The organism is Trebonia kvetii (assembly GCF_007827045.1).
Taxonomy (GTDB): Bacteria; Actinomycetota; Actinomycetes; order Streptosporangiales; family Streptosporangiaceae; genus Trebonia; species Trebonia kvetii.
On the sequence record NZ_RPFW01000001.1, the window covers coordinates 88,125 to 114,673 of the forward strand.

At 71.0% G+C, this 26,549-nt stretch carries 23 protein-coding genes and 1 pseudogene; 7 read left to right on the plus strand and 17 right to left on the minus strand.

All coding sequences use genetic code 11. The features are described 5' to 3' along the window. Window positions 1–20: 20 nt before the first annotated feature. From EAS64_RS00385 to EAS64_RS00455, 16 genes and pseudogenes are all read right to left on the minus strand, one after another. The gene (locus EAS64_RS00385) at window positions 21–1,376 is read right to left on the minus strand and encodes a metallopeptidase TldD-related protein (protein ID WP_145850724.1); all 1,356 of its coding nucleotides are present in this window, start codon (window positions 1,374–1,376) and stop codon (window positions 21–23) included. Further along, complete coding sequence (locus EAS64_RS00390; protein WP_222848895.1) at window positions 1,376–2,377, minus strand: TldD/PmbA family protein; 1,002 nt, start codon at window positions 2,375–2,377, stop codon at window positions 1,376–1,378. Before EAS64_RS00390 ends, EAS64_RS00385 begins: the two co-directional genes overlap by 1 nt. A 232-nt stretch (window positions 2,378–2,609) precedes the next feature. Continuing rightward, window positions 2,610–2,846, minus strand: a pseudogene (locus EAS64_RS47065) (hypothetical protein); the annotation flags it as partial. A 210-nt stretch (window positions 2,847–3,056) separates the two neighbouring features. Next, window positions 3,057–3,530, minus strand: a complete 474-nt coding sequence (locus EAS64_RS00395; RefSeq protein ID WP_145850725.1) for a VOC family protein — start codon at window positions 3,528–3,530, stop codon at window positions 3,057–3,059. Next, window positions 3,527–4,177: a GntR family transcriptional regulator gene (locus EAS64_RS00400; protein WP_145850726.1), complete on the minus strand. Its 651-nt coding sequence runs from the start codon at window positions 4,175–4,177 to the stop codon at window positions 3,527–3,529. The genes EAS64_RS00395 and EAS64_RS00400 overlap by 4 nt, the downstream gene beginning before the upstream one ends. 72 nt (window positions 4,178–4,249) lie before the next feature. Then, complete coding sequence (locus tag EAS64_RS00405; protein ID WP_145850727.1) at window positions 4,250–5,146, minus strand: DUF4438 family protein; 897 nt, start codon at window positions 5,144–5,146, stop codon at window positions 4,250–4,252. After that, the gene (locus tag EAS64_RS00410; RefSeq protein ID WP_222848897.1) at window positions 5,143–6,015 is read right to left on the minus strand and encodes a DUF4438 family protein; all 873 of its coding nucleotides are present in this window, start codon (window positions 6,013–6,015) and stop codon (window positions 5,143–5,145) included. Before EAS64_RS00410 ends, EAS64_RS00405 begins: the two co-directional genes overlap by 4 nt. A gap of 8 nt (window positions 6,016–6,023) precedes the next feature. Then, window positions 6,024–7,157: a Gfo/Idh/MocA family protein gene (locus EAS64_RS00415; RefSeq protein ID WP_145850729.1), complete on the minus strand. Its 1,134-nt coding sequence runs from the start codon at window positions 7,155–7,157 to the stop codon at window positions 6,024–6,026. A gap of 141 nt (window positions 7,158–7,298) precedes the next feature. Beyond that, complete coding sequence (locus EAS64_RS00420; RefSeq protein WP_145850730.1) at window positions 7,299–8,234, minus strand: ABC transporter permease; 936 nt, start codon at window positions 8,232–8,234, stop codon at window positions 7,299–7,301. Then, complete coding sequence (locus EAS64_RS00425; RefSeq protein WP_222848898.1) at window positions 8,231–9,172, minus strand: ABC transporter permease; 942 nt, start codon at window positions 9,170–9,172, stop codon at window positions 8,231–8,233. The genes EAS64_RS00420 and EAS64_RS00425 overlap by 4 nt, the downstream gene beginning before the upstream one ends. Continuing rightward, a complete protein-coding gene (locus EAS64_RS00430) occupies window positions 9,169–10,221 on the minus strand; it encodes an ABC transporter ATP-binding protein (RefSeq protein WP_145850731.1) in 1,053 nt (350 codons plus the stop codon). The genes EAS64_RS00425 and EAS64_RS00430 overlap by 4 nt, the downstream gene beginning before the upstream one ends. After that, window positions 10,218–11,219, minus strand: coding sequence for an ABC transporter ATP-binding protein (locus EAS64_RS00435; protein ID WP_145850732.1), 1,002 nt, complete (start codon window positions 11,217–11,219; stop codon window positions 10,218–10,220). Before EAS64_RS00435 ends, EAS64_RS00430 begins: the two co-directional genes overlap by 4 nt. Next, window positions 11,212–12,867, minus strand: coding sequence for an ABC transporter substrate-binding protein (locus EAS64_RS00440; protein ID WP_187365586.1), 1,656 nt, complete (start codon window positions 12,865–12,867; stop codon window positions 11,212–11,214). The genes EAS64_RS00435 and EAS64_RS00440 overlap by 8 nt, the downstream gene beginning before the upstream one ends. Before the next feature lie 166 nt (window positions 12,868–13,033). Then, the gene (locus EAS64_RS00445; RefSeq protein ID WP_145850734.1) at window positions 13,034–14,068 is read right to left on the minus strand and encodes a D-2-hydroxyacid dehydrogenase; all 1,035 of its coding nucleotides are present in this window, start codon (window positions 14,066–14,068) and stop codon (window positions 13,034–13,036) included. A 7-nt stretch (window positions 14,069–14,075) separates the two neighbouring features. Further along, window positions 14,076–15,113 carry a Gfo/Idh/MocA family protein gene (locus EAS64_RS00450; protein ID WP_145850735.1) on the minus strand — a complete coding sequence of 346 codons (1,038 nt, stop codon included), beginning with the start codon at window positions 15,111–15,113 and terminating at the stop codon, window positions 14,076–14,078. A gap of 100 nt (window positions 15,114–15,213) precedes the next feature. After that, entirely contained in the window at window positions 15,214–15,939 is a 726-nt protein-coding gene (locus EAS64_RS00455; RefSeq protein ID WP_145850736.1) for a class I SAM-dependent methyltransferase, read from the minus strand. Between the two features lie 141 nt (window positions 15,940–16,080). Between EAS64_RS00455 and EAS64_RS00460 the strand changes: the two genes are divergently transcribed. The 4 genes from EAS64_RS00460 (at window position 16,081) to EAS64_RS00475 (ending at window position 17,909) form a co-directional block, all read left to right on the plus strand. Continuing rightward, entirely contained in the window at window positions 16,081–16,617 is a 537-nt protein-coding gene (locus tag EAS64_RS00460; RefSeq protein WP_145850737.1) for a flavoprotein, read from the plus strand. A 113-nt stretch (window positions 16,618–16,730) separates the two neighbouring features. Further along, window positions 16,731–17,048: a hypothetical protein gene (locus EAS64_RS00465; RefSeq protein ID WP_145850738.1), complete on the plus strand. Its 318-nt coding sequence runs from the start codon at window positions 16,731–16,733 to the stop codon at window positions 17,046–17,048. A 3-nt stretch (window positions 17,049–17,051) separates the two neighbouring features. Beyond that, window positions 17,052–17,438: a DUF3052 family protein gene (locus tag EAS64_RS00470; protein WP_145850739.1), complete on the plus strand. Its 387-nt coding sequence runs from the start codon at window positions 17,052–17,054 to the stop codon at window positions 17,436–17,438. Window positions 17,439–17,567: 129 nt separating this feature from the next. After that, window positions 17,568–17,909 (plus strand): YciI family protein, encoded by a 342-nt coding sequence (locus EAS64_RS00475; RefSeq protein ID WP_145850740.1) that lies wholly within the window; start codon window positions 17,568–17,570, stop codon window positions 17,907–17,909. A 149-nt stretch (window positions 17,910–18,058) separates the two neighbouring features. Here the strand turns inward: EAS64_RS00475 and EAS64_RS00480 are convergent, their stop codons facing one another. After that, complete coding sequence (locus EAS64_RS00480; protein WP_145850741.1) at window positions 18,059–19,363, minus strand: RNA polymerase sigma factor; 1,305 nt, start codon at window positions 19,361–19,363, stop codon at window positions 18,059–18,061. Between the two features lie 430 nt (window positions 19,364–19,793). Here EAS64_RS00480 and EAS64_RS00485 point away from each other — a divergent pair, with 430 nt between their 5' ends. The 3 genes from EAS64_RS00485 to EAS64_RS00495 all read left to right on the plus strand — a co-directional run bounded on the left by EAS64_RS00485 (window position 19,794) and on the right by EAS64_RS00495 (window position 26,461). After that, a complete protein-coding gene (locus tag EAS64_RS00485; protein ID WP_187365587.1) occupies window positions 19,794–22,688 on the plus strand; it encodes a sensor histidine kinase in 2,895 nt (964 codons plus the stop codon). After that, window positions 22,685–23,083 carry a roadblock/LC7 domain-containing protein gene (locus EAS64_RS00490; RefSeq protein ID WP_145850743.1) on the plus strand — a complete coding sequence of 133 codons (399 nt, stop codon included), beginning with the start codon at window positions 22,685–22,687 and terminating at the stop codon, window positions 23,081–23,083. The genes EAS64_RS00485 and EAS64_RS00490 overlap by 4 nt, the downstream gene beginning before the upstream one ends. An 858-nt stretch (window positions 23,084–23,941) precedes the next feature. Next, on the plus strand, window positions 23,942–26,461 hold the full coding sequence (locus tag EAS64_RS00495) for a helix-turn-helix transcriptional regulator (protein WP_145850744.1): 2,520 nt from the start codon (window positions 23,942–23,944) through the stop codon (window positions 26,459–26,461). Window positions 26,462–26,549: the final 88 nt, after the last annotated feature.

Below are 26,549 nucleotides of genomic sequence, written 5' to 3' on the forward strand. Positions count from 1 at the left end.
TTGCGTGGTTGGGGTGGGGTCTAGGGGGCGACGCCTAGGCGGAAGGAGGCGGCACGGGCGGACGGGGCGGAGACGCAGCCGTTCCACACGTTCATGATCGGCTGGGATCGCACGTCGGAGCCGACCGCTGTGATGCCTGCCAGCACGCCGAGCACCGACTGGGTGAATCGCATGCCGGCCAGCGGCGCGGCGAGGCGGCCGTCCTCGATCAGGAAGCACGCGTCCCTGGTGACCCCGGTGATCGTGCCGGTTACCCGGTCGACGAGCCTGGTGTACCAGAACCGCTGCAGGTACACGCCGCGCTCGACCTGCGCGATGAGCTCCTCCTCCGCGGCGCCGCCCGCCGCCATGACGATGTTGGCGGCCTCCGGCTCGGGGAGCTGCTCCCTGGCGATGTGCGCGTGCCCGGTCGACGGACGGCCAAGCGCCGCGGCGCTGGCCAGGTCGGTGACCGCCTCGCCGACCAGGCCGCCGCGGAAGAAGTCCACCCGGCGCTTGGTCACGCCCTCGATGTCGAAGCCGATCGGCAGCCCGACGTCGGCGCCGCCGTCGTCCGCCACGTCGACGAGTGCGGAGGCAGCTGCCTCTCCGGCCCGCGCGGTGATGCCGATGCCGTCCGCGGCGAGCGCGCCGGAGAACCCGAGCGCGGGCAGGAAGCCAAGGAGCTCGCCCATGGCCTCGGCGCCGAGCACCACCTCGTAGCTGCCCGCGGGCAGCTCGGCGCGGCCGCGCTGCGCCCGCGCCTGCGCGACGGCGCGCGAGACGGAGCCTGCCACGTCGAGGCGGCGGGCCGAGCGGCCCAGGTCGATCCAGTGCGCGGTGCCGTCGTCGATGTTGACGGTCAGAGCACCCGACGCCTCGGTGGCGGTAGTCGTTCGCCTGATGCCTGTCGTGGTCGCGACGAACTGCTGGGTGACCGCGCGGCCGAACATGCCCGCCGCCTCGCCGCCCGCCTGCGCCGCCTCGGTCATCGCCGACTTGGCCAGGGCGGACCGCCGCCCCGCGTCGTAGGCCGCGGTGTCCTCGTGCCAATGGTCGGCATTCTGCGCGTCCTTCTCAGGTCCGGCGAGCTTGACCTCGCCCGGCGCCGCGGACAGCCGAGCCCTGACGCGCGCTCCGTCGGCGGCGGCGGCCACCGCGCGGTCAAGTCCTGCCGCGGTGGCGGTGCCGACCCGGTACGGGTGGCCGTCCACCACGGCGCGCACCAGGTACTGCACCTCGGTGATGTCCTGCGGCTGGTGAATGACCTGGCCGGCGAACCTGGTGTACTCGCCCGCGCGGGCCAGGACGGCGATCTCGAACTCATCCGCCGCGGTTGAGCGCAGCGCGGCGTCGAGTGCCTCCATGGTCTGGCTGGCGTCGAGGGGTGGCAGCATCACGCGACTCCTGTCCTGATTCCGCGGGCGAGCAGCGGCGCCGCCCCGTGACTGAGGAAGCCCCACTGTTTCGGCTCGCCCTTGCCGCAGGGGTAGCCGAAGGCACGGAACTCCTCGGGCCCGGCGACGGCCTCGACGCTGTTCCAGAACTGGGGCGTGATCCCGCCGTAGCTGAAGTCGCGCAGCAGGCGCCCCTTGCGGCCGCCGCGCACCTCATAGGCGACCTCGGTGCCGAACTGGAAGTTGAGCCGCCGGTTGTCGATGGACCAGCTCCTGTTGTCCTCGATGTAGTAGCCGTCGCCGAGCCGGTCGAGCATCTCGTCCAGGCTGCCGGAACCCGGCTCGAGGAAGACGTGGGTGGAGAAGCACACCGGGAGGTACGCCCAGCCGTCGGCACGCGCCGCGCCGGTGACCTCGAGCCCGGCCCTGGCGGCCGAGTCGCGGTTGGACAGCGTGTGCGTGACGATGCCCTGCTGGATCAGGCCGACCCGGCGGGCAGGGGTGCCCTCGTCGTCCCAGCCGAAGCTGCCGCGGGTGCCCTCGACCGTCGGGTCGGAGGTGATCGACACCGCGGGCGAGCCGTAGCGCAGCGAGCCGACGTCGCCCGGCGTGATGAACGAGGTGCCGGCGAAGTTCCGCTCGTCGCCCAGGATCCGGTCCAGTTCGAGAGCGTGTCCGGCGGACTCGTGGATCTGCAGTGATATCTGCTGCGCGCCGATCACCAGGTCGTTGACGCCGGAAGGCGCGACGGGCGCGGACAGCAGCTGCACCGCCTCCTCACCGACCCTCGTCGCGTTGCGCACCAGGTCGAGGCCGAGCACGAACTCCCAGCCCGCGCCGCCGGTGTCGCCGTGGAACGAGTTCGGGTAGCTGCGCCGCTGCACCCCGTCCGGTCCCGCGGCCATCGCCATCAGGCCGCCGCCCGCCTCGATCAGGTGCTGGTGCTGCAGCGACCCTTCGGTCGAAGCGAAGTGCCGGTGCTGACGCTTGGCGTTGAGCACCGCCTGCACGCTGACCACGCCGCGCGGCGGCCGCGGCCGCGATGGTCTCGGCGAGCAGCGCGTCGCGCTCGGCGGTCGGCACCGCGAACGGGTCCCGTCCCACCTGCGTCTGGTACCGGCCGCTGGCCGGCGGGCGGGGCGGGAGCGCGGCACGGGGGCCGACACCCACGCCCGCCCTCGCGACCGCAATGGCGCGCTCCGCGACCCGGGCGGGTACCGCGTCGTCGGTCAGCGGCGCGGCGGCGAAGCCCCAGGCGCCGTCGACAAGCGCCCGCACGCCGATGCCGATCGACCCTTCGAGCCGCTCGTCGGGGCCCCGGCCGAGCTGGTGGTACAGCCGCAGTTCGGCGGCCTCGATCAGGCGCGCGTCGCCGTACTCGACGCGGCCGTCGAGCACGGACATCGCCCTGGCGAGCAGCGAGGCCGCGACTGAGTCATCGCTGAGATCACCCCAGTGATGCGCGTTCATGGTTAACCCTCCAACATCGTGGGAGTGTGCACAGATTGTCGATTGTCGACCAAACGACGGTGGCCGAGTGCGCGGCCTGCGCGCCTCGGCGCGTGCTTCCCGGCGGCAGGAAGCCGCCGCGACGCCGGGACTGCCTGCCCCACCGGGTTATTGCGCAAATTCGCAATAACCTGTCAGGCCAGCCGCAGGAACACCGTCGGCAGGCAAAATCTAGTGCGCGAAAAGCTGGCCGAGGTCGGCGAAGGCCTTGAACTCGAGCGGGTTGCCCGCGGGGTCGTAGAAGAACATCGTCCACTGTTCGCCCACCTCGCCCGCGAAGCGGACGTAGGGCTCGATGACGAAGGCGGTGCCCGCGGCGCGCAGCCGGCCGGCGAGCCGCTGGAAGTCCGGGACCGGCAGCACCAGGCCGAAGTGCGGCACTGGGACGTCGTGCCCGTCGACCGGGTTGTGCGCGCCTGCCGGCCGCCCGCCGGGGGCGAGATGGGTGACCAGCTGGTGACCGCCGAGGTTCCAGTCGATCCAGTGGTCGGACGAGCGGCCGCGCGGCAGGCCGAGCACGTCGCCGTAGAAGGCGGCCGCCGCCGCCAGGTCGTCGACGGGGATGGCCAGGTGGAACGGCGGGCGCACGGCTGAATCGGTGATGGACGGGGCGGTGACCGTGGCGGTTGCCTGGTCCAGGCTCATGCCGATTTCTCCTCGGAGTCAGCGAATGTCTTCGGGTTGAGGTAGTGGTCCTTGAGCGCGGCCGCGATCAGCACCCGGTCTCCGGTGGCCACGGCGTCGATGAGCGACTGATGCCTGTCGACGACCTCGGAGAGGTCGCCGCCCTGGAACTCGATCGAGGACCGCATCAGCGCGCCCATCTGGCCGTCGAGCGAGTGCCACAGCTCGGCGAGCCTGCTACGGCCGCCGGCCTCGACGAGCACGCTGTGCAGCCGGGTGTCGCACTCGACGGCCTCCGCCATGTCGCCCGCCTCGACCGCCGCCACCATCGCCTCGAACTCGGTGCGCAGCGCGGCGACGAGCGCGTCGTCGATGACCGCGCGGTCCTCGCACACCGCGCCGGATTCGAGCAGGTAGCGGGCGAAGCAGGCGTCCTCGATCTCGGCGCGCGTCATCCGCGCGACCCAGCAGCCACGGCGCGGCGAGAACTCGACGAGCCGGTCGTTCTTCAACTCCATCAGCGCGGAGCGGAGCGTGGTCCTGCTGACGCCGAACTCCGCCGCCAGGCTGGCCTCGATCAGCCGCTCCCCCGCGGCGAGCTCGTTGTTGAGTATCCGCCGCCGCAGCGTGAGCCGCACCACCTCGGGCAGTGAAAGATGCGCGATCACGGCGAATCCCACCTTCTATGATCCGAACGACCCATAACACCCTGGCCGCCAATGCTATCGAGCACGGGCCGCCTAGCGCTGGCCTGAAATAGCCGCAAGTGCGGCCTCCTCGCTCAGTCCGCGGTGGCCCTCCGCTTCGGGGATCGCCGCCAGCGCGCCGGCCGGCCCGGTGAGTATCGCGGTGACGCCTGGCCCGTGTCCGGGCTGTGGGCTGCCGCCGTGCACCACGAGGCCGATGGTCAGCCAGCCGCGCCGGTAGCCCGCGTTGAACCTGGCGTCGATGTCGGTGATCGCCACCAGGTCGCCGAGCCGCAGGCCCGCCGCGCCGTAGCGGTCCGCGTTGTCCGGGGTGAGCTGCAGGTCGAGGTCCCACAGCGGAGTCGGACGGCCGATGCCGTTGCCGACGAGCCTGCTCGGGACGACCGCCCTGACCCCGGCGGTCAGCCTGCCGTCCGCGACCTCGACGGGCAGCGCGGCGAGCAGCGCCGGGTCGATGTTGGCGAGCGTCACGCCGGGCACCGGGTCGGTGGCCCCCTGCCCGCGGCCGCGCACCGCCACCTGGTCCCCGGGGCGCAGCAGGCGCAGCGTGTCCTGCGGGAAGGTCGCGATGACCCTGCCGCCCTCGCCACGCTTGCCGATCACCACGCCTGCCCGGCCCGCCGCGGCGCCAGTCCTGATCGTGACCGGGTTGCCGATGCAGGCCTGGGCGACGAGGGCGTAGCCCGCCGCCGGGTCTGGGTGACCCAGGCAGGCGCCAGGCGCGGCGTGGTCGCCCGCGCGGTCCCATACCCCGTCGCCGAGCCGCAGGCCGAGCACGATGCCGCCGTCGCCGACCGGGACGTAGGGCGCGCCGTCGGCGTCGATCCGGAACGGGTCAGAGCCGACGCTCGCCTGCTCGATCACCCCGGCCAGGTTGACGTCGACGAGCGCGAGCGCGCCCTTGCCGTCGGTGCTTGTGCTTGCGGTCATGCGCTGGCTCCCGTTGGCGCGGTGGCGAGCACCGCGAGGTTGGCGTCCCTGTCATCGATCAGGTTGAAGGCCTCGGCGGGCCCGCTCAGCAGCGTGGACGGCCCAGGACCGTGCCCGAACAGCCTGCCGCTGCCGGTGGAGATCACCCCGATGGTGACCCAGCCCTCCCGGTAGCCGCGGCCGAAACGGTGGTCCTGGCCGTCGAGCGCGACGATGTCGCCGATCCGCAGGCCGTGCAGGCCGAGCGACAGGTCGTCGCCGCCCACCTCGTAGGCACCCATCAGGTCGGTGTTGGCGTACTCCGAGGCCATGCCCGAGCCCGCGCCGATCGCCTCGGCGGGCACCCGCGCGGCGACGTGCACGTCCAGCCTGCCGCCGGCACCGGTGCCGCCCGCCAGGGCGTTGAGGAGCCGGGGCGAGACGTTCTTCACCCGGATGCCCGGATGGTCGTCGAGCACCAGGCCCTGCCCGACCGCGAACACCGTGACCTGGTCGCCGGTCGTCACCGCGCTCAGGGCCTGCTCCGGCAGGTCGCACAGCACGTAGGCGTGCTGGCCGATCACGAAGCCCTCGGCGCCGGCGGCGGGACCGGAGGTGACGAGGACCGTGTTGCCGACGCAGGACAGGTACTGCAGCGCGAAGTTGGCGGCCGTGTCCCGGTGCCTGACCGACAGGCCAGGCTCCAGATGGTCGGCGGCGTATCCGGTCGCCGGGTCGCCGCAGTGCACGCCGAGCGTAACGCCGCCCATGCCGGGAAGCAGGAAGGCGTCGCCGTCCGGGTCGACGCGGAAACCGTGCCGGTCACCGAGCGGGGGCCACACCTCGCCGGCGAGCACCTGGGTGACGAGCCGCGCGGCATTGCTTGACACGCGCACGGTCAGGCGCCCTCTACCTCGTCGAACGCCACCCAGCGCCGCTCACGCGCGGAGCGCTCGAAGGCATTGATGGTCCGCTGCACGAGCGCGCCCTGGGCGAAGTCGCCCTGGTTCTCACTGCCGCCAGCGAGGATCTCGTCGGCGAAGTTCTTCACCAGGTTCGAGTAGAACAGCAGCGGCCACGGCTCCAGGCTCGTACCGCCCTCGGGGAAGTACTGCTGCGGGATCTCCCGCTCGACGAACTCGACTGAGCCCTTGGTCGCAGTCTTGATCGTCTGGCAGACGCCGAACTCCTCGACGAGGCGGACGATCAGCGCGCCCTCCGAGCCGTAGAACCGCGCCTCGATGCCCGGGTAGTTGCCGACGGTCACGTAGGAAGACTGGATCGAGGCCATCACCGGGGAGTCGAACTCGCACATCCACATGTCGCCGTCGTCGATGTTCATCCGCTCCATCGTGCCGGTGGAGCGGAGCATCCGGACCGGGACGAAGTTGCGCATCGTGCCGACCACGTTGGTCATCGGCCGGCCGACCCACCAGTGCATGATGTCGATGATCGGCGCGCCGTAGCCCTCGATCGAGGAGACCGCGATCTCCTTCTCCTCCCCGGGCTCGGCACCCTCTGCCTGGCGCAGCGGGGTGCTCGGGTCGATCCACTGGCTGTTCTGCTCGTAGCCGTTGAAGATGTACGGCTCGCCGACGAAGCCCGCGTCGATCAGGTCCTTGGCGTACATGACCGCCGGCGCGTACCGGAAGGTGAAGCCGAGCTTGGTCTTGAGGCCCTTGGACGCGGCGAGCTGCGCGGCGGCCGCGGTCTGCCGCGCGTCGCGGTGCACCGGCTTCTCGCACAGCACGTGCTTGCCGGCCTCCAGCGAGTCCCACGAGACCTGGAAGTGCGCCTCGTTGCCGGTGGCCACGTCGATCACGTCGATTGTCGGGTCGTCGAGGAGCTCGCGGTAGTCGGTGACCACCCGCTCCACGCCAAACTCCTTGGCGACAGACGCGGCCGCCTCCGCGTTGGTGTCGACGATCGCGGCCACCTCGACCCGCGAGTCGCGTTGCCAGCCAGGCACGTGAGCCCGCTCGGCCCAGCGGCCCGCTCCGACGACGGCGACCCGAAGCTCTTTGCTGCTCATACTGGTGGATTCATCCTCTCGTGGTGGCGGCAGATCATCCGGCCGCCGGTATTACTGCACGTCCCCCCGGCGGGCCCCGTGTGGTTGGGTACAGCGCGGGCGCCAGGGCGTACTGTCAGGCAGGAAACGGGGTTCGGTTGGTCAGCGGCGGCTCAGCCTGACGCGCGGATCGATGACCGTGTAGGCGATGTCGACGAGGAAGTTCATGACGACCATGAACACGGCGGCGATCAGCACGGTCCCGGTGATCATCGGGATGTCGAGCGTGCCGATGGCGTTGTAGGCGAGCCGCCCGACGCCCGGCAGGCCGAACACCGACTCGATGATCAGCACGCCGCCGAGGAAGTAACCCAGGTCCATGCCGAGCATGGTGATCACCGGGGTCAGCACGTGCCGCAGCGCGTGCCGGAACAGGATCGTCCGCTCCGGCATGCCCTTGAGCCGCGCGAACTCGATGTACGGCGAGCGGAGCACGCCGAGCATCGTGGTGCGGACCATCCGCGAGTACCACGCCGCGCCGCCGATGCCGAGCGTGAAGCTCGGCAGGATCAGGTACCAGATCAGCGGCGAGCCGGTGCCGCTCATCGGGAACAGCGACAGCTTGTATCCGAGGTAGTACAGCAGCATCAGGCCCAGCCAGAACGGCGGCGCGGACAGCCCGACGAGCGCGCCCAGCGTGGCCGTCCTGTCCGCGACCGACCTGGGCCGGTAGGCGGCGGCGATGCCGACGGGGACGCCGATCACGATCTCCACCACGACACCGCCGACCGCGAGCGCCAGCGTGTACGGCAGGGCGTGCCAGATCTGGCCGGCCACCGACTGGTTCTGCAGCGCGAACGAGGTGCCCAGGTTGCCGTGGGCCAGGCGGCCCAGGTAGGAGACGTACTGCGACCACACCGACTCGTCGAGGCCGAGCTGCTGGCGGATCGAGGCGACCGCCTGCGGGCTGGCGTTCGGGCCCGCGACCAGCCGGGCCGGGTCGCCGGGAACGATGTAGGCGAGCAGGAAGGCCAGCGTCACCACGCCGAAGATCACGACGATCATCTGCGCCATGCGGCGCAGCACCCATGCGGTCATCGGCCCCCTTCCGAGGTCGCCGGGTCGAGCAGGTCGGTGAGCCAGTCTCCCGCCAGGTTGAACGCGAGGACGGTCACGATGAGCGCGATGCCCGGCGCGATCAGCAGCCAGGGGGCGGCCTGGAAGTACTCCTGGCCCTGGGAGATCATCTGCCCCCAGGACGCTTGCGGCAGCGGCACCCCGATGCCCAGGTAGGACAGCGAGGCCTCGATGAGGATTGAGGACGCGACGCCGAGCGTCGAGTAGACGATGATCGCGGGCACCAGGTGCGGCAGGATGTGCCGCCGCAGGATCGCAGCGTGCCCGATGCCGAGCGTCTTCGCCGCCGTGACGAACTCGCGTTCCTTGAGCGACAGCACCAGGCTGCGCACGATCCGGGCCAGGTAGGTCCAGTAGCCGAAGGCGATGACCAGCATCACGTTCCTGGTGGAGGGGCCGGTGATCGCGATGAGCGCGACGCAGAACAGCAGGATCGGGAAGGAGAGCACCACGTCGGTGATCCGCATCAAGATGGAGTCGACCAGACCGCCCGCGTAGCCGGCGATCCCGCCGACGAGCACGCCGATCACCGACGCCAGGCCGGTGGCGACCACGCCGACAAGCAGTGACACCCGGGCGCCGAAGATCATCCGGGACAGGACGTCGCGGCCGTTCGGGTCGGTGCCGAGCAGGAACTCATGGCCGGGCGCGACCGGCGCGCCGTTGGCGGCGAGCCCGTCGGAGTAGGCTTTGAGCGGGTCGTAGGGGGCGAGCAGCGGCGCGAAGACCGCGACGAGCGCGAGCACGATCACCGCGAGCACCGCGATCAGCGCGACCGGGTCCCTGCGCAGGCTGGTCAGCGCGCGCCGGGCGAGGCCCGGTTCGGTCACCGCGGTCGGCTCCGCCGCGACGGTGCCGGGAGCGGACGAGGGCAGCGCCTCACTGGGCGGGGCGGTCACGGGGTCACCTCCGGCGCGGACACGGGAGACAGGTCCGCCAGATCGCCGGCCCGCGAATCGGCGTCAGGGACGACGTGGCAGGCGGCGAGCTGGCCGGAGGCCTTGCGCACCAGCGGCGGCCGGTGCGTGCGGCAGATGTCGATGGTCAGCGGGCAGCGGGGGTGGAAGGCGCAGCCGGACGGCGGGTTCGCCGGGCTCGGCGGCTCGCCGCCGAGCGCCTCGGCGCGGGGGCTGCCGAGGTTCGCCACGTCGGGCACGGCGGCCATCAGCGCACGCGTGTAGGGGTGGCTCGGCCGGGAGAACACCTCATCCCTGGTGCCGTACTCCACCAGGCGGCCGACATACATGATCGCGATATTGTCGGCCATGAACCGGAGCGTGGACAGGTCGTGCGAGATGAACAGGTAGCTCACCCCGGCGTCCGCCTGGATGTCCTTGAGCAGGTTGAGCACCTGGGCGCGGATCGACACGTCGAGCGCGGCGACCGCCTCGTCGCAGACGATCACCTCGGGGTTGACCGCGAGCGCCCGGGCGATCGACACCCGCTGCCGCTGACCGCCGGACAGCTGGCCCGGGTAGCGGCCCGCCAGCGCGGCCGGCAGGTTGACACGGGACAGCAGCGTCTCCACCTCGGCCTTGCGCCGCGCTCGCGGCACGCCGCGGACGATGAGGCCCTCGCCGATCGCGTCGCCCGCGGTCAGCTTGGGGTCGAGGGAGTCGAACGGGTCCTGGTAGACCATCTGCATCCGCCGCCGGTAGGCGCGCAGCTCCTGGCCGCTCAGCCGGGCGGTCTCCGCGCCTGCCAGCCGGATCGAGCCGCCCGTCGGCCGGTTGATGCGGACCAGGGTGCGGGCCACGGTGGACTTGCCCGAGCCGGACTCGCCCGCCAGGCCGAGGGTCTCGCCTGGCGCGATGGTGAACGAGACGCCATCCACCGCCTTCACGAGCTGGCTGCCGAACAGGCCGCGGCGCATCGGGAAGTGCACCTTCAGGTCGCGGACGTCGACGATCGGTGCGGTGACTTGGTGCGTGGTCTGCTGCGTTGTCATGCGGCGTTCCAGGTCTCGTCGCCGACGGCGTGACACGCGGCGTGCCTGACGGAGCCGCCAACCGTTCCGTGGCTGGTTATCTCGATCAGCGGCGGATCGGCCTGCAGGCAGACCGGCCGCGCCACCGGACAGCGGGGGGCGAAGGCGCAGCCGGCGGCGGCCGCACCGCCGTGCGGCGGGCTGCCGGGGATGGACGGGAGGCGCTCGGGAACCTCGCCGGCCAGCGACGGCAGCGAGGCGAGCAGCGCCTTGGCGTAGGGGTGCGCGGGCGCGGTGATCACCTCGGCGGCCGGGCCTGACTCGACGATCCGCCCGGCGTACATGACGAGCAGCCGGTCGCAGAAGGTGCCGACGACGCCGAGGTCGTGGCTGATCAGCAGTACCGCGCTGCCGTGCTCCGCGGTCATCCGCTCGAGCAGGCCGAGAACCTGCGCCTGGACCGTGACGTCAAGCGCGGTGGTCGGCTCGTCCGCGATGAGCAGCCGCGGGTCGCAGCTGATCGCGATGGCGAGCGCGACCCGCTGCCGCATGCCGCCGGACAGCACCGCGGGGAAGCGGCGCATGGTCCGCTCGGGGTCGGGGATGCCGACGGAACGCAGCAGTTCGATGGCCTTGGCCTTCGCCTCGGCGCGGCCCACGCCCCGGTGGAAGCGGAGCATCTCGGTGATCTGCGTGCCGATGCGGACCAGCGGGTTGAGGCTGGACAGCGGGTCCTGAGTGATCATCGCGAGCTTGGTGCCGCGCCAGCCGGTCGGCGCGGCCTTGGGGTCGATTTCGGCCCCGTCGAAGAGCACGGTGCCCTCGGTGACCCGGCCCGGCTTCGGTATCAGCCGCATGATCGCCCGGGCGGTCAGCGACTTGCCCGAGCCGGACTCGCCGACCAGGCCGACCCGCTCGCCTGGCCTGATCGCGAGTGAGACGTCCCGGACCACCTCACCGGTGCCCTCCCTGGCGGGGAAGGCAACGGTGAGGTGTTCCACGGTGAGAACGTCAGCCACCAAGCCCGCCGCTGTTTGAACTGCCGGAGGTGGACTGCTTCAGCCAGTAGTAGTCCATCTCCCAGTCCCAGATCGGGTTGGCGAAGAAGCCGCCGACGGACGCGCCGCTGACCGAGGTCGTCGTGCCGAAGTACAGCGGGATGACCGGGTTGTCCGCGAGCAGTTCCTTGTCGGCCTTCACGTAGTCGGCCGCGGCGTTGGCCGGGTCGGCCAGGCCGGCGTTGACGTCCGCGTCCGCCTGCTTGTTGCAGTAGAACGAGTAGTTCTGGCCGCCGGGGATCGCCGCCGCGCAGGAGGTCAGCGCCTGGAAGAAGTCGCTGGCGTCCGGGTAGTCGGCGACCCAGAAGGTCAGCGTCATCGGCGCCTTGCCCGGGGTGCCCGCCAGGGTGAAGAAGGTGCTCTGCTGCAGCGGCTGCACCTTGACGGTGATGCCGATGGCGGCGAGTTGCTGCTGGATGGCCGGGTCCAGGTTGGTCCACGGCTGGGTGTTCCAGCTGTACAGCGTGGTGGTGAAGCCGTGCGGGTAACCCGCCTGAGCGAGCAGCTGCTTGGCCTTGGCCACGTTCAGCGGGTTGACCAGGTTCTCGTTGGTGTACCCGGTGACGCCCGGCGGGATGAAGCCGGTCGCCGGGCTGCCCTGGCCGTTGACCAGCTTGAGCAGGAAGTTCCTGTCGATGGCGTACGAGACGGCCTCGCGGACCTTCGGGTTGTCGAACGGCTTGACCTTGGTGTTCAGCGTGAGGAAGTACGTGTCGAGCGACTGGCGGTGGTTGATCTGGCTGGCCAGCGACTTGTTGTTGATCACGCTGAGGTAGTCGGAGTTGGGCAGCGGGTCGCCCATCAGGTCGATCTGGCCCTTCTCCAGTTCGAGCAGCTGAACCTCGGACGTAACGCCGAGCTTCTCGTTGACACCGTCGACGTACGGCAGGCCCTTGTTCCAGTAGTGCGGGTTGGCCTTGAGCACGATCGACTGGCCGGAGTTGTAGCTGACGAGCTCGAACGGGCCGGAGCCGAGCGGGTGCTGCGCCTGCTGCGCGCCGCTGCCCGCCGGGATCACCGACGCGTGGGGCATGGCGAGCACGTAGGTGAAGGCGGCGTCAGACTGGGTGAGCGTGATCTGCAGCGTGTACTTGCCCGTCGCCTTGATGCCGGAGACGCTGCCCACCGGGTTCTTGGCGAAGTCCTGGCAGCCGGCGACGGCGTTCCAGAATCCGACCACCGGGGACTTGGTCGCCGGGTCGCAGATGCGGGAGAAGGTGTAGACGAAGTCGGCCGCGGTGACCGGCTTGCCGTTGTCGAACGTCATCCCCTGGCGGATGGCGATCGTGTAGACCTTGCCCTCGCCGGAGACGACAGGCATGCTCGCGGCTGCCTCCGGCTGGATTTGCGTGGTCGCAGCCTTGTAGTCGTAGAGCCTGTCGAACATCATCTGCATGTTGTCCCAGCAGGTGGCGTCGTAGCAGACCTGCGGGTCGAACGTGTCAGGGTCGGACTGGAACGCGACCTGCATCGTTCCGCCGTGCGCGGGCGCGCCCGCGCTTGCGGCGGCGCTCGCGGTTGACGATGCGGTCGAGCTAGCGGGCTGGCTAGAGGGGGAAGAACTGCACGCGGCTGCGGCCAGCGCGACGATGGCGGCCGGAACCGCCAACCGAATGCTCTTCGGGATCGAATGCAACGGCACTCCCTAGGCTTGCAACAGTCGATTGTCGACCGTCGACCATCGACCTTCAGCAATCGACCGTACGCCCGTTAGGGAAACGCGTCTATGTCTGAATATTTACGGATTGGTAAACTTGAGTCAGCTTTGGTGGCTTTTAGTAGCCGCGCGATGACTGGTAGAGATTTCGCAGCGACTGGCCGGCCTGGAACCGCTTCAGGTTGTCCAGGAAGAGGTCCGTCAGGCGCTCGTTCTCGGTGGCCACCGTGCTCGCCGAGTGCGGCGAGACGAGGACGTTGTCCATCCCCCACAGCGGCGAGTCGGCCGGCAGTGGCTCTTTGGTGAACACGTCGAGGCACGCTCCCCCGAGCCTGCCATTCGCCAGGGCGTCTATCAGCGCGTCCTGGTCCACCACCTGTCCGCGCGCGATGTTGACCAGCACCGCGTGCGGCGGCAGCCTGTCGAGCTGGGCGCGGCCGATGAGCCCCTCGGTCTCCGGGGTGAGCGGGCAGCAGAGGATCAGGATGTCGGTGTCGGTCAGCGCGGCGTCGAGCTCGTCGCGGTAGATGAGACGGCTGAGGCCTGGCACGTCGTAGCGGCCGCCGTCCCTGCCGAGCCCGGTCACCGCCACGCCGAGGGCCGCGAACGTCGCGACCACCTGGCGTCCCATGCCGCCGAGGCCGACGACGAGCGCCCGCTGACCGGCGAGCTGCCTGGTGGTGTACCGCTCCCAGTGCCTGGCCTGCTGCCGCTGGCGCAGTTCAGGTATGCCCTTCGTGAAGTACAGCGCGCCGGTCAGCGCGAACTCGGCGAGCGGCACGGAGTGGATGCCGCCGGCTGTGGTCACCGTGAGGCCGGACTTGTCGAGCCCGGTGCGCTGCATGAACCCCCCGATGCCCGCGCTCGTGGCCTGGATCCAGCGCAGCCCTTTACTGTGGTTGGCCATTTCCGCGGGATCGAGCCAGTCGAAGTCGAAGAAGACGTCCGCCCGCGCGGTCAGCTCCCGCCAGCGCGCCACGTCGTTGGGGCTCAGGTTCCGAGCCGGGCCCGTGTGGTCGCACTGGTACCTGGGCGCCGGCAGCAGTCCCGGCTCGTACACCACGCTTGCGGCCGGCCGAGCGGCGCGGATGCGGTCGACGAGCTCGGGCTCCAGGTAGGAGCCGATGACGATGGTGAGGTTGTTGTCGGTCATCGTCGCGCTACCGTTCCTCGTTGGCTGGCCTGGCCAGTGCCTGCAGTTGTTCGAGGGTCCGGGCGGCGGGCAGCGAGAACTCGCTCGCGGTGTGCTCGGGCGCGGCCTCGCCGCGCAGCACCGCGTGGATGTGCCTGATGGCCGCGGTGAATGAGCGCTCGTCCGTCGTGGGCCGCTCGGTGACCGGGTCGGCCTTGGGCCGCAGCAGGGTGAGCGTGTCGGCGGGACCCGGGTGGAAGGGGTTGGTCAGCTGAAGCCGTCCCTGGGTGCCGAGAACGCTGCTCGCGGTGTCGTAGCTGCGCTTGAAGCCGGAGGTGAGCAGCAGCCGGCGGCTGCGGCCGAAGCCGACGATGGCGGCCGCGTCGACCTCCACCTCGCCCTCGGTGACGCCCGTGCAGGCCGCGACGCGCACCTCTTGGGGATCCGTCGCGGTGATGCCTGCCGCCTGGGCCAGCGGCGCGCAGAACAGCTCATACGCCAGCCGGATGGGGTAGCAGCCCACGTCGGCCAGCGCGCCGCCGCCGAGTGCGGCGTCGAGCCTGATGTTCGTCGTGCTCGACAGCAGGAAGTGGAACGCGCTGATGACCTCGGCGGGCTCGCCGATCGCGCCGTCTGCCAGCAGCGCGACCAGGCGCCGGTGCTGTGCCTGGAAGGGGAATACGAACGCCTCCCAGAGCGGCCTCGCCGCGGTCGCCGCGACGTCGAGGACCGCCCTGGTCCGCGCCGAGCCGACGCACAGCGGCTTCTCGCACAGCACGGCCTTGCCCGCCCGCAGCGCGCGCATCGTCCACTCGGCGTGCGGCGCGTTGGGCAGCGCCACATAGACGGCATCGACATCAGGCGACTCGATCAGGGCCGCGTAATCGGCGACGCCGCGGTCGACGCCATTCGCCGCAGCGTAGGCCTCGGCCCGGCCCTTGTCCCTGCTGGCCACGAGTGCGGCCCTGCCACCGCCCGCCTCGCGAAGGCCGGGCAGGAACTGGGCGCGCGCGATGTTCGCGGTGCCCACGATGCCCCATCTGACCTGCGTCGCCGTGTCTGTCACGCCGCTGACTCCTCAAATCGCCCGGAACGGTCGATTGTCGACTTTAGCGGTCCGCGCCTCGCTTGGCACCAGTCGGCACAGCATTGCGCGCGGCGTCCCGCTACCGGGCGGCGATGAAGACGAATTCCTTGCCAGGACGGTCGGGCGCGTCGCGGATCTCCTCGACGGTGAACCCGGCGGCGGCGAGCGACTCTGTCACGGCCGCCTTGGGCCTGAAGCGGAGTGTCGACTCCGAGGTCAGCACCGCGCCGTCGGACGCGAACACGTAGGTGGCGCGGAAGGTGACGAACTCGCCGGTCACGCCGGTGACCTCGTGCCAGCCCTCGACGCCGCCGACGCCCGGGATGTCCGTCTTGACGTAGGAGTGCGCGCGGTCCCACTCCCGCCACGCCCGGCGGTCCGGGTCGCGCGTCTCGAAGACCAGCCTGCCACCTTCCCGCAGGACGCGATGCGCGGCGTCGAGGACGGCGGCCCAGTCGGTATCGGTGAGAAAGACCTGGGCGACGTTGCCGGTCATCGTGACCAGGTCTGTCCTCAGTTCCGCGGGCAGCGCCGCGGTGGTCCCGTGAATCCACCGGACCCGGTCGGCGAACGGCTTGCCGCGCGCGATCTCCAGTGAGGCGAGCGCCGGGTCGAGTCCGGTCACGGCATGGCCGCGGCCGGCCAGCAGGCAGGCGAGCACGCCGGTGCCGCAGCCGATGTCGAGCACGTCGCATGCGCCGAATTCCGCCGCCATCGCCGCGTAGACGTCCAGGTCCTGGCGGTCCGGGTCGAGCGGGTCGTAGAGCATCGCGAGGCGCGGGTGTTCGAAGTGCGCATCGGCCACGCAGCCCGACGCTACCCGCGTTCCGCCGTCCGGTCGATGGGATTTCCCACGGCTGACCGACCGCGGGCCGGCGTCTGACCGGCGGGGATCGCGGCGTGGCCGCGGAAGACAACGGGGCGACGGGTTTCTATGCTCGTCCTCATGGCGCACAAAAAAGGGGTGCTATCGGTCGTCGTGTCGGGAGCCGCGCCCGCGTCTGACGTGGGCTCGCTGATCGGGCAGGCGGTGGAGCGCGGCTGGACGGTGCAGGTGATCGCCACGCCGTCGGCGCTCGCGTTCTTCGACGCGGCGGAGATCGAGGCGGCGACCGGGTCGGCGGTACGCAGCACGCACCGCTCCCCCGGCGAGCCGAGGTCCCGGGTGCCCGACGCGATCATCGTCGCGCCGGCCACGTTCAACCTGCTCAATCAGTGGGCTCTCGGCATCGCCGACTCCTACGCGCTCGCCGTGCTCGCCGAGCAGACGGGGATGGCGATCCCCACCGTCGTGCTGCCCGCCGTGAGCGCGCCGCTCGCGTCCCGGCCGCAGTTCGCGCGGTCGGTGAAGGCGCTGCGCGCCGAGGGCGTTTCCGTGCTGCTCGGGCCCGGCGGCACCGGGCCGGTCGGCGCGGACGATGACGGCTTCCCGTGGCAGCTCGCGCTCGACGAGGCGTTCTCGATGACGGGCTTCGGCGGCTGACCCTTCGGCGGCTGACCCTTCGGCGGCTGACCCTTCGGCGGCGCTGACCAGCGGCGTGATTCTCGGGACGATTGTCCATGGCGGGCGGGTGCCTACGGAGTAGCGTAGGCGGCATGACATCGTCCAAGGGCAAACGACGAGTGGCTCTGTTCTTGGGAATCGTCGCCGGCTACGTGGCGGGGACGATCTACCTCAGCCGCCAGGGCTACGCGCTCGGCAAGGACAGCCTCGTGCGCTGCCGTCAAGGTCACCTATTCACCACCGTATGGATTCCCGGCGCATCGCTGAAGTCACTGCGCCTGGGCATCTGGCGGCTGCAGTGGTGCCCGGTGGGGCGGCACGTCGACCTGGTCCGGCTCGTCAAGGAGGCGGACCTGACCGAGGATGAAGTCTCCTTCGCGCGGGCGCACCACGACATTCCCGTCCCCTAGGGCATGACGGGAACACCACAGGCGCACAAGCTCGGGCTCAGGGCGGGGATGCGGGTCGGCTTCTCCGAGCCGCCCGACGGCTGGGATCTCACCGAACCGCCGGACGGCCTGCTTCTCCCCGACGCCGGCGGGGCGGCCGACGTGATCATCGCCTTCTTCCGTGCCACGGTGGAACTCGGTGACCGGCTGCCGGACCTCGCCCGCCAGGTGTTCCCCGGCGGCGCGCTCTGGGCGCTGTGGCCACGGCGCGCGGCCGGGCACGACAGCGACATCACCGACAACGTCGTCCGCGCGTGCGCACGCGGTCTTGGTCTCATCGACCTGAAGGTCGCCGCCGTGGACGACGACTGGTCGGGGCTGCGCCTGGTCTGGCGCAAGGAAGCCCGGTGAGCGGGATGCCAGTGGCGTGCGCGAAAAGTTCTGCGCGGAATTCGCGGCGGGGTGTCGGATGGACGGGCCGCGCATTCGTGGTGCAAGTGAGGGCGCCCGCCAGGGGCGCTCAACAGGAAGGGGAATCGCGTGAAGTACGTGCTGCTTATCCTGGACACGCCGAACGAGCCGACGTCCGACAGCGCCGAGTACGGTGCCTGGTACGCCGAGGTCGGCGCCTGGTACGAGAAGTGGGGCGCTACCGGCAAGCTGGACGGCGGACACCAGCTCCAGGGTGTTGATTCGGCCAAGACGATCCGGGCCGGCGCGGTGACCGACGGGCCGTTCATGGAGACCAAGGAGGTGCTCGGCGGCTACTCGGTGATCGAGGCGGATTCGATCGACGAGGCCGTCGACATCGCCAAGACCTGGCCGGGCGTCGACCGCGGCTGGATCACCATGGAGGTCCGCCCCGTCATCGAGATGGGCTGACTCTCGCAACCAACGCTAGGGCGACGCATCGCAGCCGCAGCTTTTTATCCGGGGGGTACAGGGGGTCGTCCCCCCCGGGAGACAGGCGCTTGCTGAGCGCCAGATGGCAAAAACCGCCATCGTATCGGGCGCTCAGCAAGCGCGGGCGGTCACAACGAAAGACCGCGGGTGAGAAGCTCGCGCTCGGCCGGGTTGGCGGCCAGCGCGAGCGCTCGCTCGCGGACCCGCTCGGCCTCCTCCGTGCGGCCCACGGCGGCGAGCAGGGCCGCGCGGAGGGCGTGGAACAGGTGATAGCCGTCGAGCTCGGCGGCGAGCGGCTCGATTTCGGCCAGTGCCTGCTCCGCCCCGATCGCGTATCGGGTGGCAACCGCGCGGTTGAGCAGGACCACCGGCGAGGGGGCAAGCTGCTGCAGCCGGCTGTAAAGCAGCCGGATCTGCCGCCAGTCCGTCTCCTCGTACGACGGGGCCTGTGCGTGCAGCGCGGCGATCGCCGCCTGGACCTGATAGGGTCCGGCGCGGCGCAGCGTGATCGCGCGATCCAGGTAGCGGCCCGCCTCGTCCGCGAGCCGCCTGTCCCACTTGGCCCGGTCCTGGTCCTTGAGCCTGATGATGCGGCCCCAGCCGTCGAAGCGCGCCCTGGCGCGCGACTCGTGCAGCAGTAGCAGCGCGAGCAGGCCGAGTACCTCGGGCTCGCGCGGCATGAGCCGGTGCAGCGTCCTGGTCAGCGCGATCGCCTGGGCCGCCAGGTCCCTGCGAGCAGGCTCGCGGCCCGAGCTCGCCAGGTAGCCCTCGTTGAATACCAGGTAGACGACGGCGAGCACCTGAGCGAGCCTGTCCGCGAGCTCGTCGGGGTCGGGGATCGTCACCGGCGTGCGCAGACCACTGAGCGTCTTGCGCGCGCGCAGGATGCGCTGGGACATCGTCGGCTCACTGACCAGGAATGCCGCCGCGATCTGCTCGGTGGTCAGGCCGCAGACGGCGCGCAGGGTGAGCGCGACCTGCGCGTCACGGGCCAGCGCCGGATGGCAGCAGGCGAACGCGAGGCTGAGCAGCTCATCGTCGGCCTGCCTGTCCGGTCCCCCGGCGTCAGGTTCGCCCCCGTGGCCCGCGGGCGGCCACGCCTCATGCCGGCCGGGCCGGGCCTCGCCCGGCGAGCCGGCCTGCGCGGCGGGCGCCGCCCACACCTCGGTGGCGGCGAGCAACGCCAGCTTGTCGGCGCCCGTCTTGTCGCGGCGCAGCCGGTCCAGTGCCTTGCGACGGGCCGTGGTGGCGAGCCAGCCGCCGGGGTTAGCGGGGACGCCGTCGCGCGGCCAGTGCTCGATCGCCTCGATGAACGCGTCCTGCACCGCGTCCTCCGCGAGGCCGACGTCGCCGGTGCGCGCGGCGAGCGCGGCCCTGATCCGGGTCGCCTCGTCCCGGTAGGCGCGCTCAAGCGACTCCCGTCCGGCGTCCATGCAACCAGTCTCCACCAGTCTCGAAGGTGCGGTCAGGTCCTCGCTCCAATCCGTGAAACCTCATGGCAAGATCATCTTTTCGAATTCCCTTATCATCACCGGGATTATAGCCCCGGCAATGACAAGGGAATATTCGATGGACGCAAGGCGGCGAGCAGTGGCTTAGAGCGGTGGCGAGTGTGGCTGGCGGGAAGCCTGGATGCCAGGGAATGTATTGATGCATATGGAAGTAGGAAAATTCCGCGGTGACTCGCCGGTTTTTCCCGCAAATCGTGATTTCACCGAATTTCGCAGGTGCCGAGACTTAGACTCTCGCTAGCCAGACGCGGCGCTGCGTGACTGAAGGCACTGCGACAGCCCGACCCCATGTCGCGACTGGCTCATGTCGATTTTTATCTGCGGCTAAGACATGAACAGGCGAGGGCGGAGCATGAGAGGCCCTGACGCGCTCGGGACCGAGCGGCGAGGCGGGCAGTCCACGCTGCCCGGTGCAGGGACGGGGAAAGCCATCGAGCCGGGAGCCCAGGCAGCTCCCGCTCAGGAAGCCCGCGCCGCGACAGGTGGCGCAGTGGGCGGACCGGGCGGCGCGCGAGGCCGGCCCGCCCGGCTGTCGCTCAGCAACTGGCCCGTCTCCGCGCGTCTCGTCGCGGTGTTCGCCGTGGCGAGCGTGACCGGCCTGGTCTTCGGCGGCCTGCGGGTCGCGGACGCGGTGAGCGCCGCGGACGGTTACGGCAGGACCACCCAGCTCGCCACACTCGGCGAGCAGTCCATCAAGCTGGCACAGGCCCTGGAGGACGAGCGCGACCTGACCGCGGGCGTCTCCGCCTACGGCACGCTGGCGTCCAACGCCGCGAAGGCGGATCCCGCGGTGGCCAAGCCGGTGAACGCGGCGCTGGCAAAGGAGACCGCCGAGCGGAACACGGCCTACAACGTCACCGACGCCGTCGCCCAGCGCGTCAGGGCGCTGGCCGCCGCCATCGGGCCGGACTTCCCCGGCAGCGTCCAGTCCAAGGCCCAGGCCGTCGTCTCGTCGGTGGACAGCATCACCGGGCTGCGCAGCGAGCTGATCGGGCAGCCGGCGATCCAAGTCGTCGCGAACTACAACGACCCGATCTCCAACCTGTTCGTGCTCGACGACGAGATCACCAGCGGCAGCGGCGACGCGGTGCTCGCCGACAACGTCCGCGCGCTCGACGCGCTGTCCCGTGCGAAGGACCAGGCGTCGCGGCAGCGGGCCATCCTCTACAGCACCCTGGTCGAGGTCAGCGTCTACGACGCGAGCACCAAGAAGACCAAGGCCCACCCGGTCTCCAAGCCGTTCAACGACGTCGATCCCGGCCTGGCGCTCAGCAGCTCGGGTGGTCTCGGCGGGCTGACCACCGCGGAAGGCCTCCAGGAGGCCGACCTCACCGCCTTCAACGACGCCGCGACGGCGGACCAGACCAACACGTTCCTCACCACGGTGGCCGGCCAGCAGGACAACGAGGCGCAGCTGCTCGAGGGCTTCGTCACGCTGACCGGGAATCCGCTGCTCACCTTCGAGGAGATCGGCAAGGACACCACACTCGGCTTCGACCGTGCCACGGTCGCGGACATCTGGTACGCCGACAGCACGGCGGTGATCAGCCAGATGGGCCAGGTCGAGTCGCAGGTCGCGAACGCGGTGACGGCACGGAGCCAGTCCCTGCGGCACCAGGCGATGAACACGGCCGTGATCAGCGCCGCGGTGACCGCTGGCGCGGTGCTCCTCGTGCTGCTCGCCACGGCGCTTGTCGGACGCACCCTGGTCAACCCGCTGCGCAGGCTGCAGCGTGACGCACTCGAGATCGCCACGGTCCGGCTGCCCGAGCGAGTGGCGGCCGCCGCGTCGGGTACGGACGGCGAGGCGACGGCGGCGGTCGAGCCGATCAGCGTGCAGTCCACCGACGAGATCGGACGCGTGGCACGCGCCTTCGACCAGGTGCACGCGGAGGCGGTGCGGCTGGCGGGCAACGAGGCGCAGCTGCGCAGCAGCCTGAACACCATGTTCATCAGCCTGTCCCGGCGCAGCGTGCCGCTCATCGACCGGCTGGCCCGGATGATCGACTCGATGGAGCAGAACGAGGACGATCCGGACCAGCTCGGCAACCTGTTCGCGATGGACCACCTGGTCACCCGGATGCGCAGGAACTCGGAGAACCTGCTCGTGCTGGCCGGCGAGGAGCCGGTGCGCAAGTGGACCGAGCCGGTGCCGCTGACCGACGTGGCGCGCGCCGCGGCCGCCGAGATCGAGCAGTACCACCGGGTGGCGCTTGCCGTGCAGCCGGGCATCATGGTGTCCGGCCTGGCGGCGGCCGACGTGGTGCACCTGCTCGCCGAACTGATCGAGAACGCCACGCTCTTCTCGCCACGCGAGACTCAGGTTCGCGTCACCGTCATGGAGCTCGGCACGGGCGGCGCGATGATCGAGGTGCGCGATGACGGTGTCGGCGTCTCACCGAGCCGGCTCACCGAGATGAACTGGCGGCTCGACCACCCGCCCGTGGTTGACGTGTCGATCTCGCGGCACATGGGGCTTTTCGCGGTGGCCCGGCTCGCGGCCAGGCACGGGATCAGGGTCAGGCTCCGTCCCGGCGAGCCGCAGGGGCTGTCCGCCCTGGTCTGGCTGCCTGGCAACCTGACCAAGCGCGAGCAGGGCCCGGTGACCGGCGGGTTCCGCTCGTGGTCGTCGACCGCGGACAGCACGCCGCCGCCGACCAGCTTCCAGCCGATGACGCTGGCCAGGCGCGGGGTCGGGCGCCACCGGAGCGGCGTGATCAGCTCGAGCGGCGAGCAGCCAATGGCCAGGCGAAGCGTGCAGCCCGCGGGTTCCGCGGCCGCGTGGTTCGCCGCCAAGCGGCCGTCCGCCGGCTTGGCACGGTCGCAAGAGGAACTCGCGGCAGAATGGCAGACAGCCGACAACGGCTACGGCGACGGCGATACGAACCGGGTGCCAGAACAGCGCGAGTGGACGGCGACGGGGCTGCCTCGGCGCGTCCCCGGTGCCGCCTCCCGCCCCGGCACGGACACCCCGGGTTCCGGCATGGCCGCGGCCGTAGCGGGACCGGGAAGCCCAACCCCGGCTGCGGGGATGCCGGTACTCGGCGCCCCCGCATTCCGGGATCCCCCCCACCGAGAGACACAGCGCCAGGACATCCCGTACCAGGAGCAAGAGACGTCCCGGCGGCGCTCGCCGGAGGCGGCACGCAGTCGCCTGTCCGGGTTCCAGCTTGGCAACCGTGACGCCGTGCAGGCGGGTCGCGGAACAGGCGGAACACCGCACGCAGGAGAGGAGAACAGCCGTTGAGCGGCGCATACCGCGAGGACCTGAACTGGCTCGTCACGGACTTCACCACGCGGGTCGCGGATGTCGCGCACGCGATCGTGGTGTCCGCGGACGGCGTTCCACTTGCCCTGTCGTCCGGCATTCCCGGGCAGGCGGTCGAGCAGTTCGCCGCCATCACCTCCGGCCTGACCAGCCTCATCGTGGGCGCGGCGAGGATCATGGAGGCCGGCAGGCCCACGCAGGCGCTGGTGGAGATGGACCGCGGGCTGATGTTCGTGAAGGCCATCAGCGACGGCTCGAGCCTTGCGGTGCTCGCGTCAACGGACTGCGACACCCGTCAGGTGGCCTACGAGATGACTCTGCTGGTGGAGGCGGTCGGCGAACTGCTGACCCCCGCCGCCCGCGCCGAGGTCTAGCCACCGAACGGGTGCGGGTTTCACGCTCATTCGCCATGCATGAGTGTTAACGCCGGCGAAAAACCGATAGGCGTGCCAATCGCCGGGTAGCGGGTGAAAGCGCATGCGCGTGCTTGTCCTTGGCGGTGATGGTTTCCGCGGCTGGCCGGTGTCTCTTTACTGTCCGTTCGCGGCCGTACAACCGTTTCCCGATGCGGGCCTCCATCGGCCACCCGCTCACGCAGGCTTAGCGCGCCGGCCTGCGGGCTTAGCGCGCCAGCATGGAACGCAATGGCCGGAGAGAGGCATGTCTCCGCCGGGTGAATTCCCGAACTGCCGTGTTCTCGCGTGGTTTTCCCGGTATTTCTTACCAAGATCCTATCGGCGAGTTCCAAAGATGCGAACGTTTGCAGGATTGGCAAGAACGGCGAGCGGAAGACCGGAAGACCGTGATGCGTCAGCTGTCTCGTCGAACTGTCCGGCCTGACCGACCCGCTGCTGCTCGCCGGCACGGTCGCGCTCCGCCTTGGCGTGCCGCGCGCGGACACCGCCTGCGGGATCGAATCGCTGCTCAGGGACCGTGGTTGACCTGTTCGCGCAGCGCGCGGCGGCGGCGGCCTGCTTCGACAGCAGCGGAGACGCGCTCGGCGTTGCGCAGGTCGGCGTGGTGGACGCGGTCTCTCGCTGCAGAAATCTGTCCCCGTTTGACGGCTTTGTCCCGCCCAAAGTCGGTATATGTCGATGGCATGACCCGCGAAGGTGCGAGCGGCGCGCCGGGGAGGCGCGGGCATGCGTGACATAGACTGAACAGACTGTAAGCAACTGATTACTCTGGTCATAATACTGGGGCGCGTCGCGCTCCGATGTCGTGAGGATCGCATGCACGTCGGCAGGCCGCGCCAGCACGCGCTCCCGGTCGAGACGACCGGCTTCGTGGGCCGGGAAGCGGAGCTCGCCCGGCTGACCGCACTGCTCGGGCACGCCCGCCTTGTCACGGTGACCGGGCCTGGCGGCGTCGGCAAGACCCGGCTCGCGCTGCGCGCCGCGGCGCGGGCCGCCGCTCGCTTCGCCGACGGCATCTGCCTGGCCAGCCTGTCCGGACTGAGCGGCCCCGGCCCAGGCGACCCTGAACATGGCGACCCCGGCCTCGCGGCTCAGGTGGTGGCCGCCGCGCTCGGCCTGCAGGAGCTGGCGGAGCAGCCCGCGCTCGACGCGGTGCTCGACCACCTGCGCGAGCGTCAGCTGCTGCTGATCCTCGACACCTGCGAGCACCTCATCGACGCGTGCGCCCTGTTCGCCGAGCTGGTCATCGCCCAGGCACCCCGGGTCACCCTGCTCGCCACGAGCAGGGAGCCGCTCGACGTGAGCGGAGAGAACGCCTGCCCGCTCGGCCCGCTGCCCGTGCCGTCGGCGGAGATCATGGAGACAGCGGCACCCGACGACTGGGGTGGTGGCTACGGCCCGGACCTGCGGGGCAGCGCCGTCGAACTCTTCATCCAGCGCGCGGCGGCCGCCGTTCCCGGTTACACCGTCGGCGCCGCCGAGCTGCCCGTGGTGACCGGCCTGTGCCGGCGGCTCGACGGGATGCCGCTCGCCATTGAGCTAGCCGCGGTGCGACTGCGCGCGCTGCCGCTCGCCGAGCTGGCCTGCCGTCTCGACCAGCCGCTGGCGCTGTTGACGAGCGGGCACCGGGGCGGCAGGCACCGCACGCTGCGCGACTCGATCGACTGGAGCCACGAGCTGTGCACTCCCGACGAGCAGGCGATGTGGGCGCGCCTTTCCGTCTTCGCCGGACCGTTCACCCTGCGGGCCGCCGAGGAGATCGGCGGCGAACCGGGCCTCGGCCCGGTGCTGCCCTATGTCGTCCGGCTGGTGGACAAGTCCGTGCTGACCAGGGTGAGCCCGGCGGCCGGCGGCGACCAGCCCACGTACCTGATGCTCGGGGGCGTCCGCGAGTTCGGCGCGGAGCGGCTCGCAGCGGCAGAAGCTGACCACACGCGGACCGGGCACGCGCGCCCGGTCGCCCGCGACCGGCTCATCGCCAGGTACCTGGCGATGGCCGAGCGGTTCCGCGACCGCTACCTCGACGACGACCTTGGCGGCCTGCTGCGCGAGCTGCAGCGGGAGCACGACAACGTCGGCGCCGCGCTTCGCTACGCGCTCGGCGACGTCGACGCGGGTGCCGGCGCGGCTGTCGGCAAGGGCCGGCCCGGGCCACGGCCGGACCGGGCCGCCGCTGGTGTCGCGCTTGCCACCGCGCTGTCCGGCTACTGGCTGGCCTGCGGCCTGTCCGGTGAGGGCAGCGAGTGGCTCGGTCGTGCCGTCGCGGCCGCGGACCCCGGTTCCGTCGCGCAGGGCGCCGCGCTCGCCGCGCGGGGCCGGCTGCGCGCGATGCGCGGTGAGGCCGGCCTCGCGCTCGACGACGCGTACCGCGCCCGCGACATCGCCGCCGGTCATGACGACCGTACGCTAGCCGGGCAGTGTCACCTGGTGGAGAGCATCGCGCGGTGTGTGCAGGGGGATCTGGCCGGCGCCGCGGCCGCCGCGGGCACGGCGCGGCGGCTGCTGACGGCGGCCGGTGACCGCTGCGGGCTGGCCGACCTGGACGCGCAGCTCGGCTACCTGGCGCTGCTCAGCGGGGACGTCGATGGCGCACTCGGGCAGGTGGAGGACGGGCTCCGCCGTCTTGGCGGCTCACGTGAGCGCTGGCTGCACGCGCGCCTGTACCTGCTCGCCTCGCTCGCCCTGCATCGCGGCGGCCGTGACATCGAGGCCACCTGGACGGTGGCCCGGGCGCTCCGGGTGCGGCACGAGACCGGGGACATTCCGGGCACCGCCTTCGCGCTTGAGGTCCTCGCCTGCCTTGCCGCCAGGTCGGGCGCCAGGCAGCGGGCCGCGTGGCTGCTCGGCGGGGCGGACGCGCTGTGGCGGCGAGCCGACGGGCGGCACGCCGCGAGCACGGCGTTCGAGCCAGCGCGTGCGGCCGCCGCCGGCGCGGCGGCCGCGCTCGGCGACGAGCGGTTCGCCGACCTGTTCGCGCGCGGCCGCAGCCAGCCGCTCGGCCAGCTTGTCGCGCTCGCGCTCAACGAGACCGCCGGCCCGGCCGGCGCTCGCCCCATGGATGCCCCGGGGCCGGAAACCGACACGGAGCCAAGGGGCAGCGCGGAGACGGACATCGGGCTGCCCAGTCAGCTCACGGCCCGCGAGCGGGAAATCGCCAGCCTGGTGGCCGCCGGCCTGTCAAACAAGCAGATCGCGGAGCGGCTGTTCATCTCGCGGCGCACCGTCGACGCGCACCTTGAGCACATATTCGGCAAGCTCGGAATTACGTCCCGGGTAATGCTCACCATCCAGTTGCGTGGGCATTACGCCGGGATGGCCGCAAACGGGAACGCGTGACCTTTCGCATTGCACTCGATTGCACCCGAAGTGGCGCCCGACGTGCGCCCGACGTGGCACTCAGTGCCGCGAAACCCCCTCCTTTACG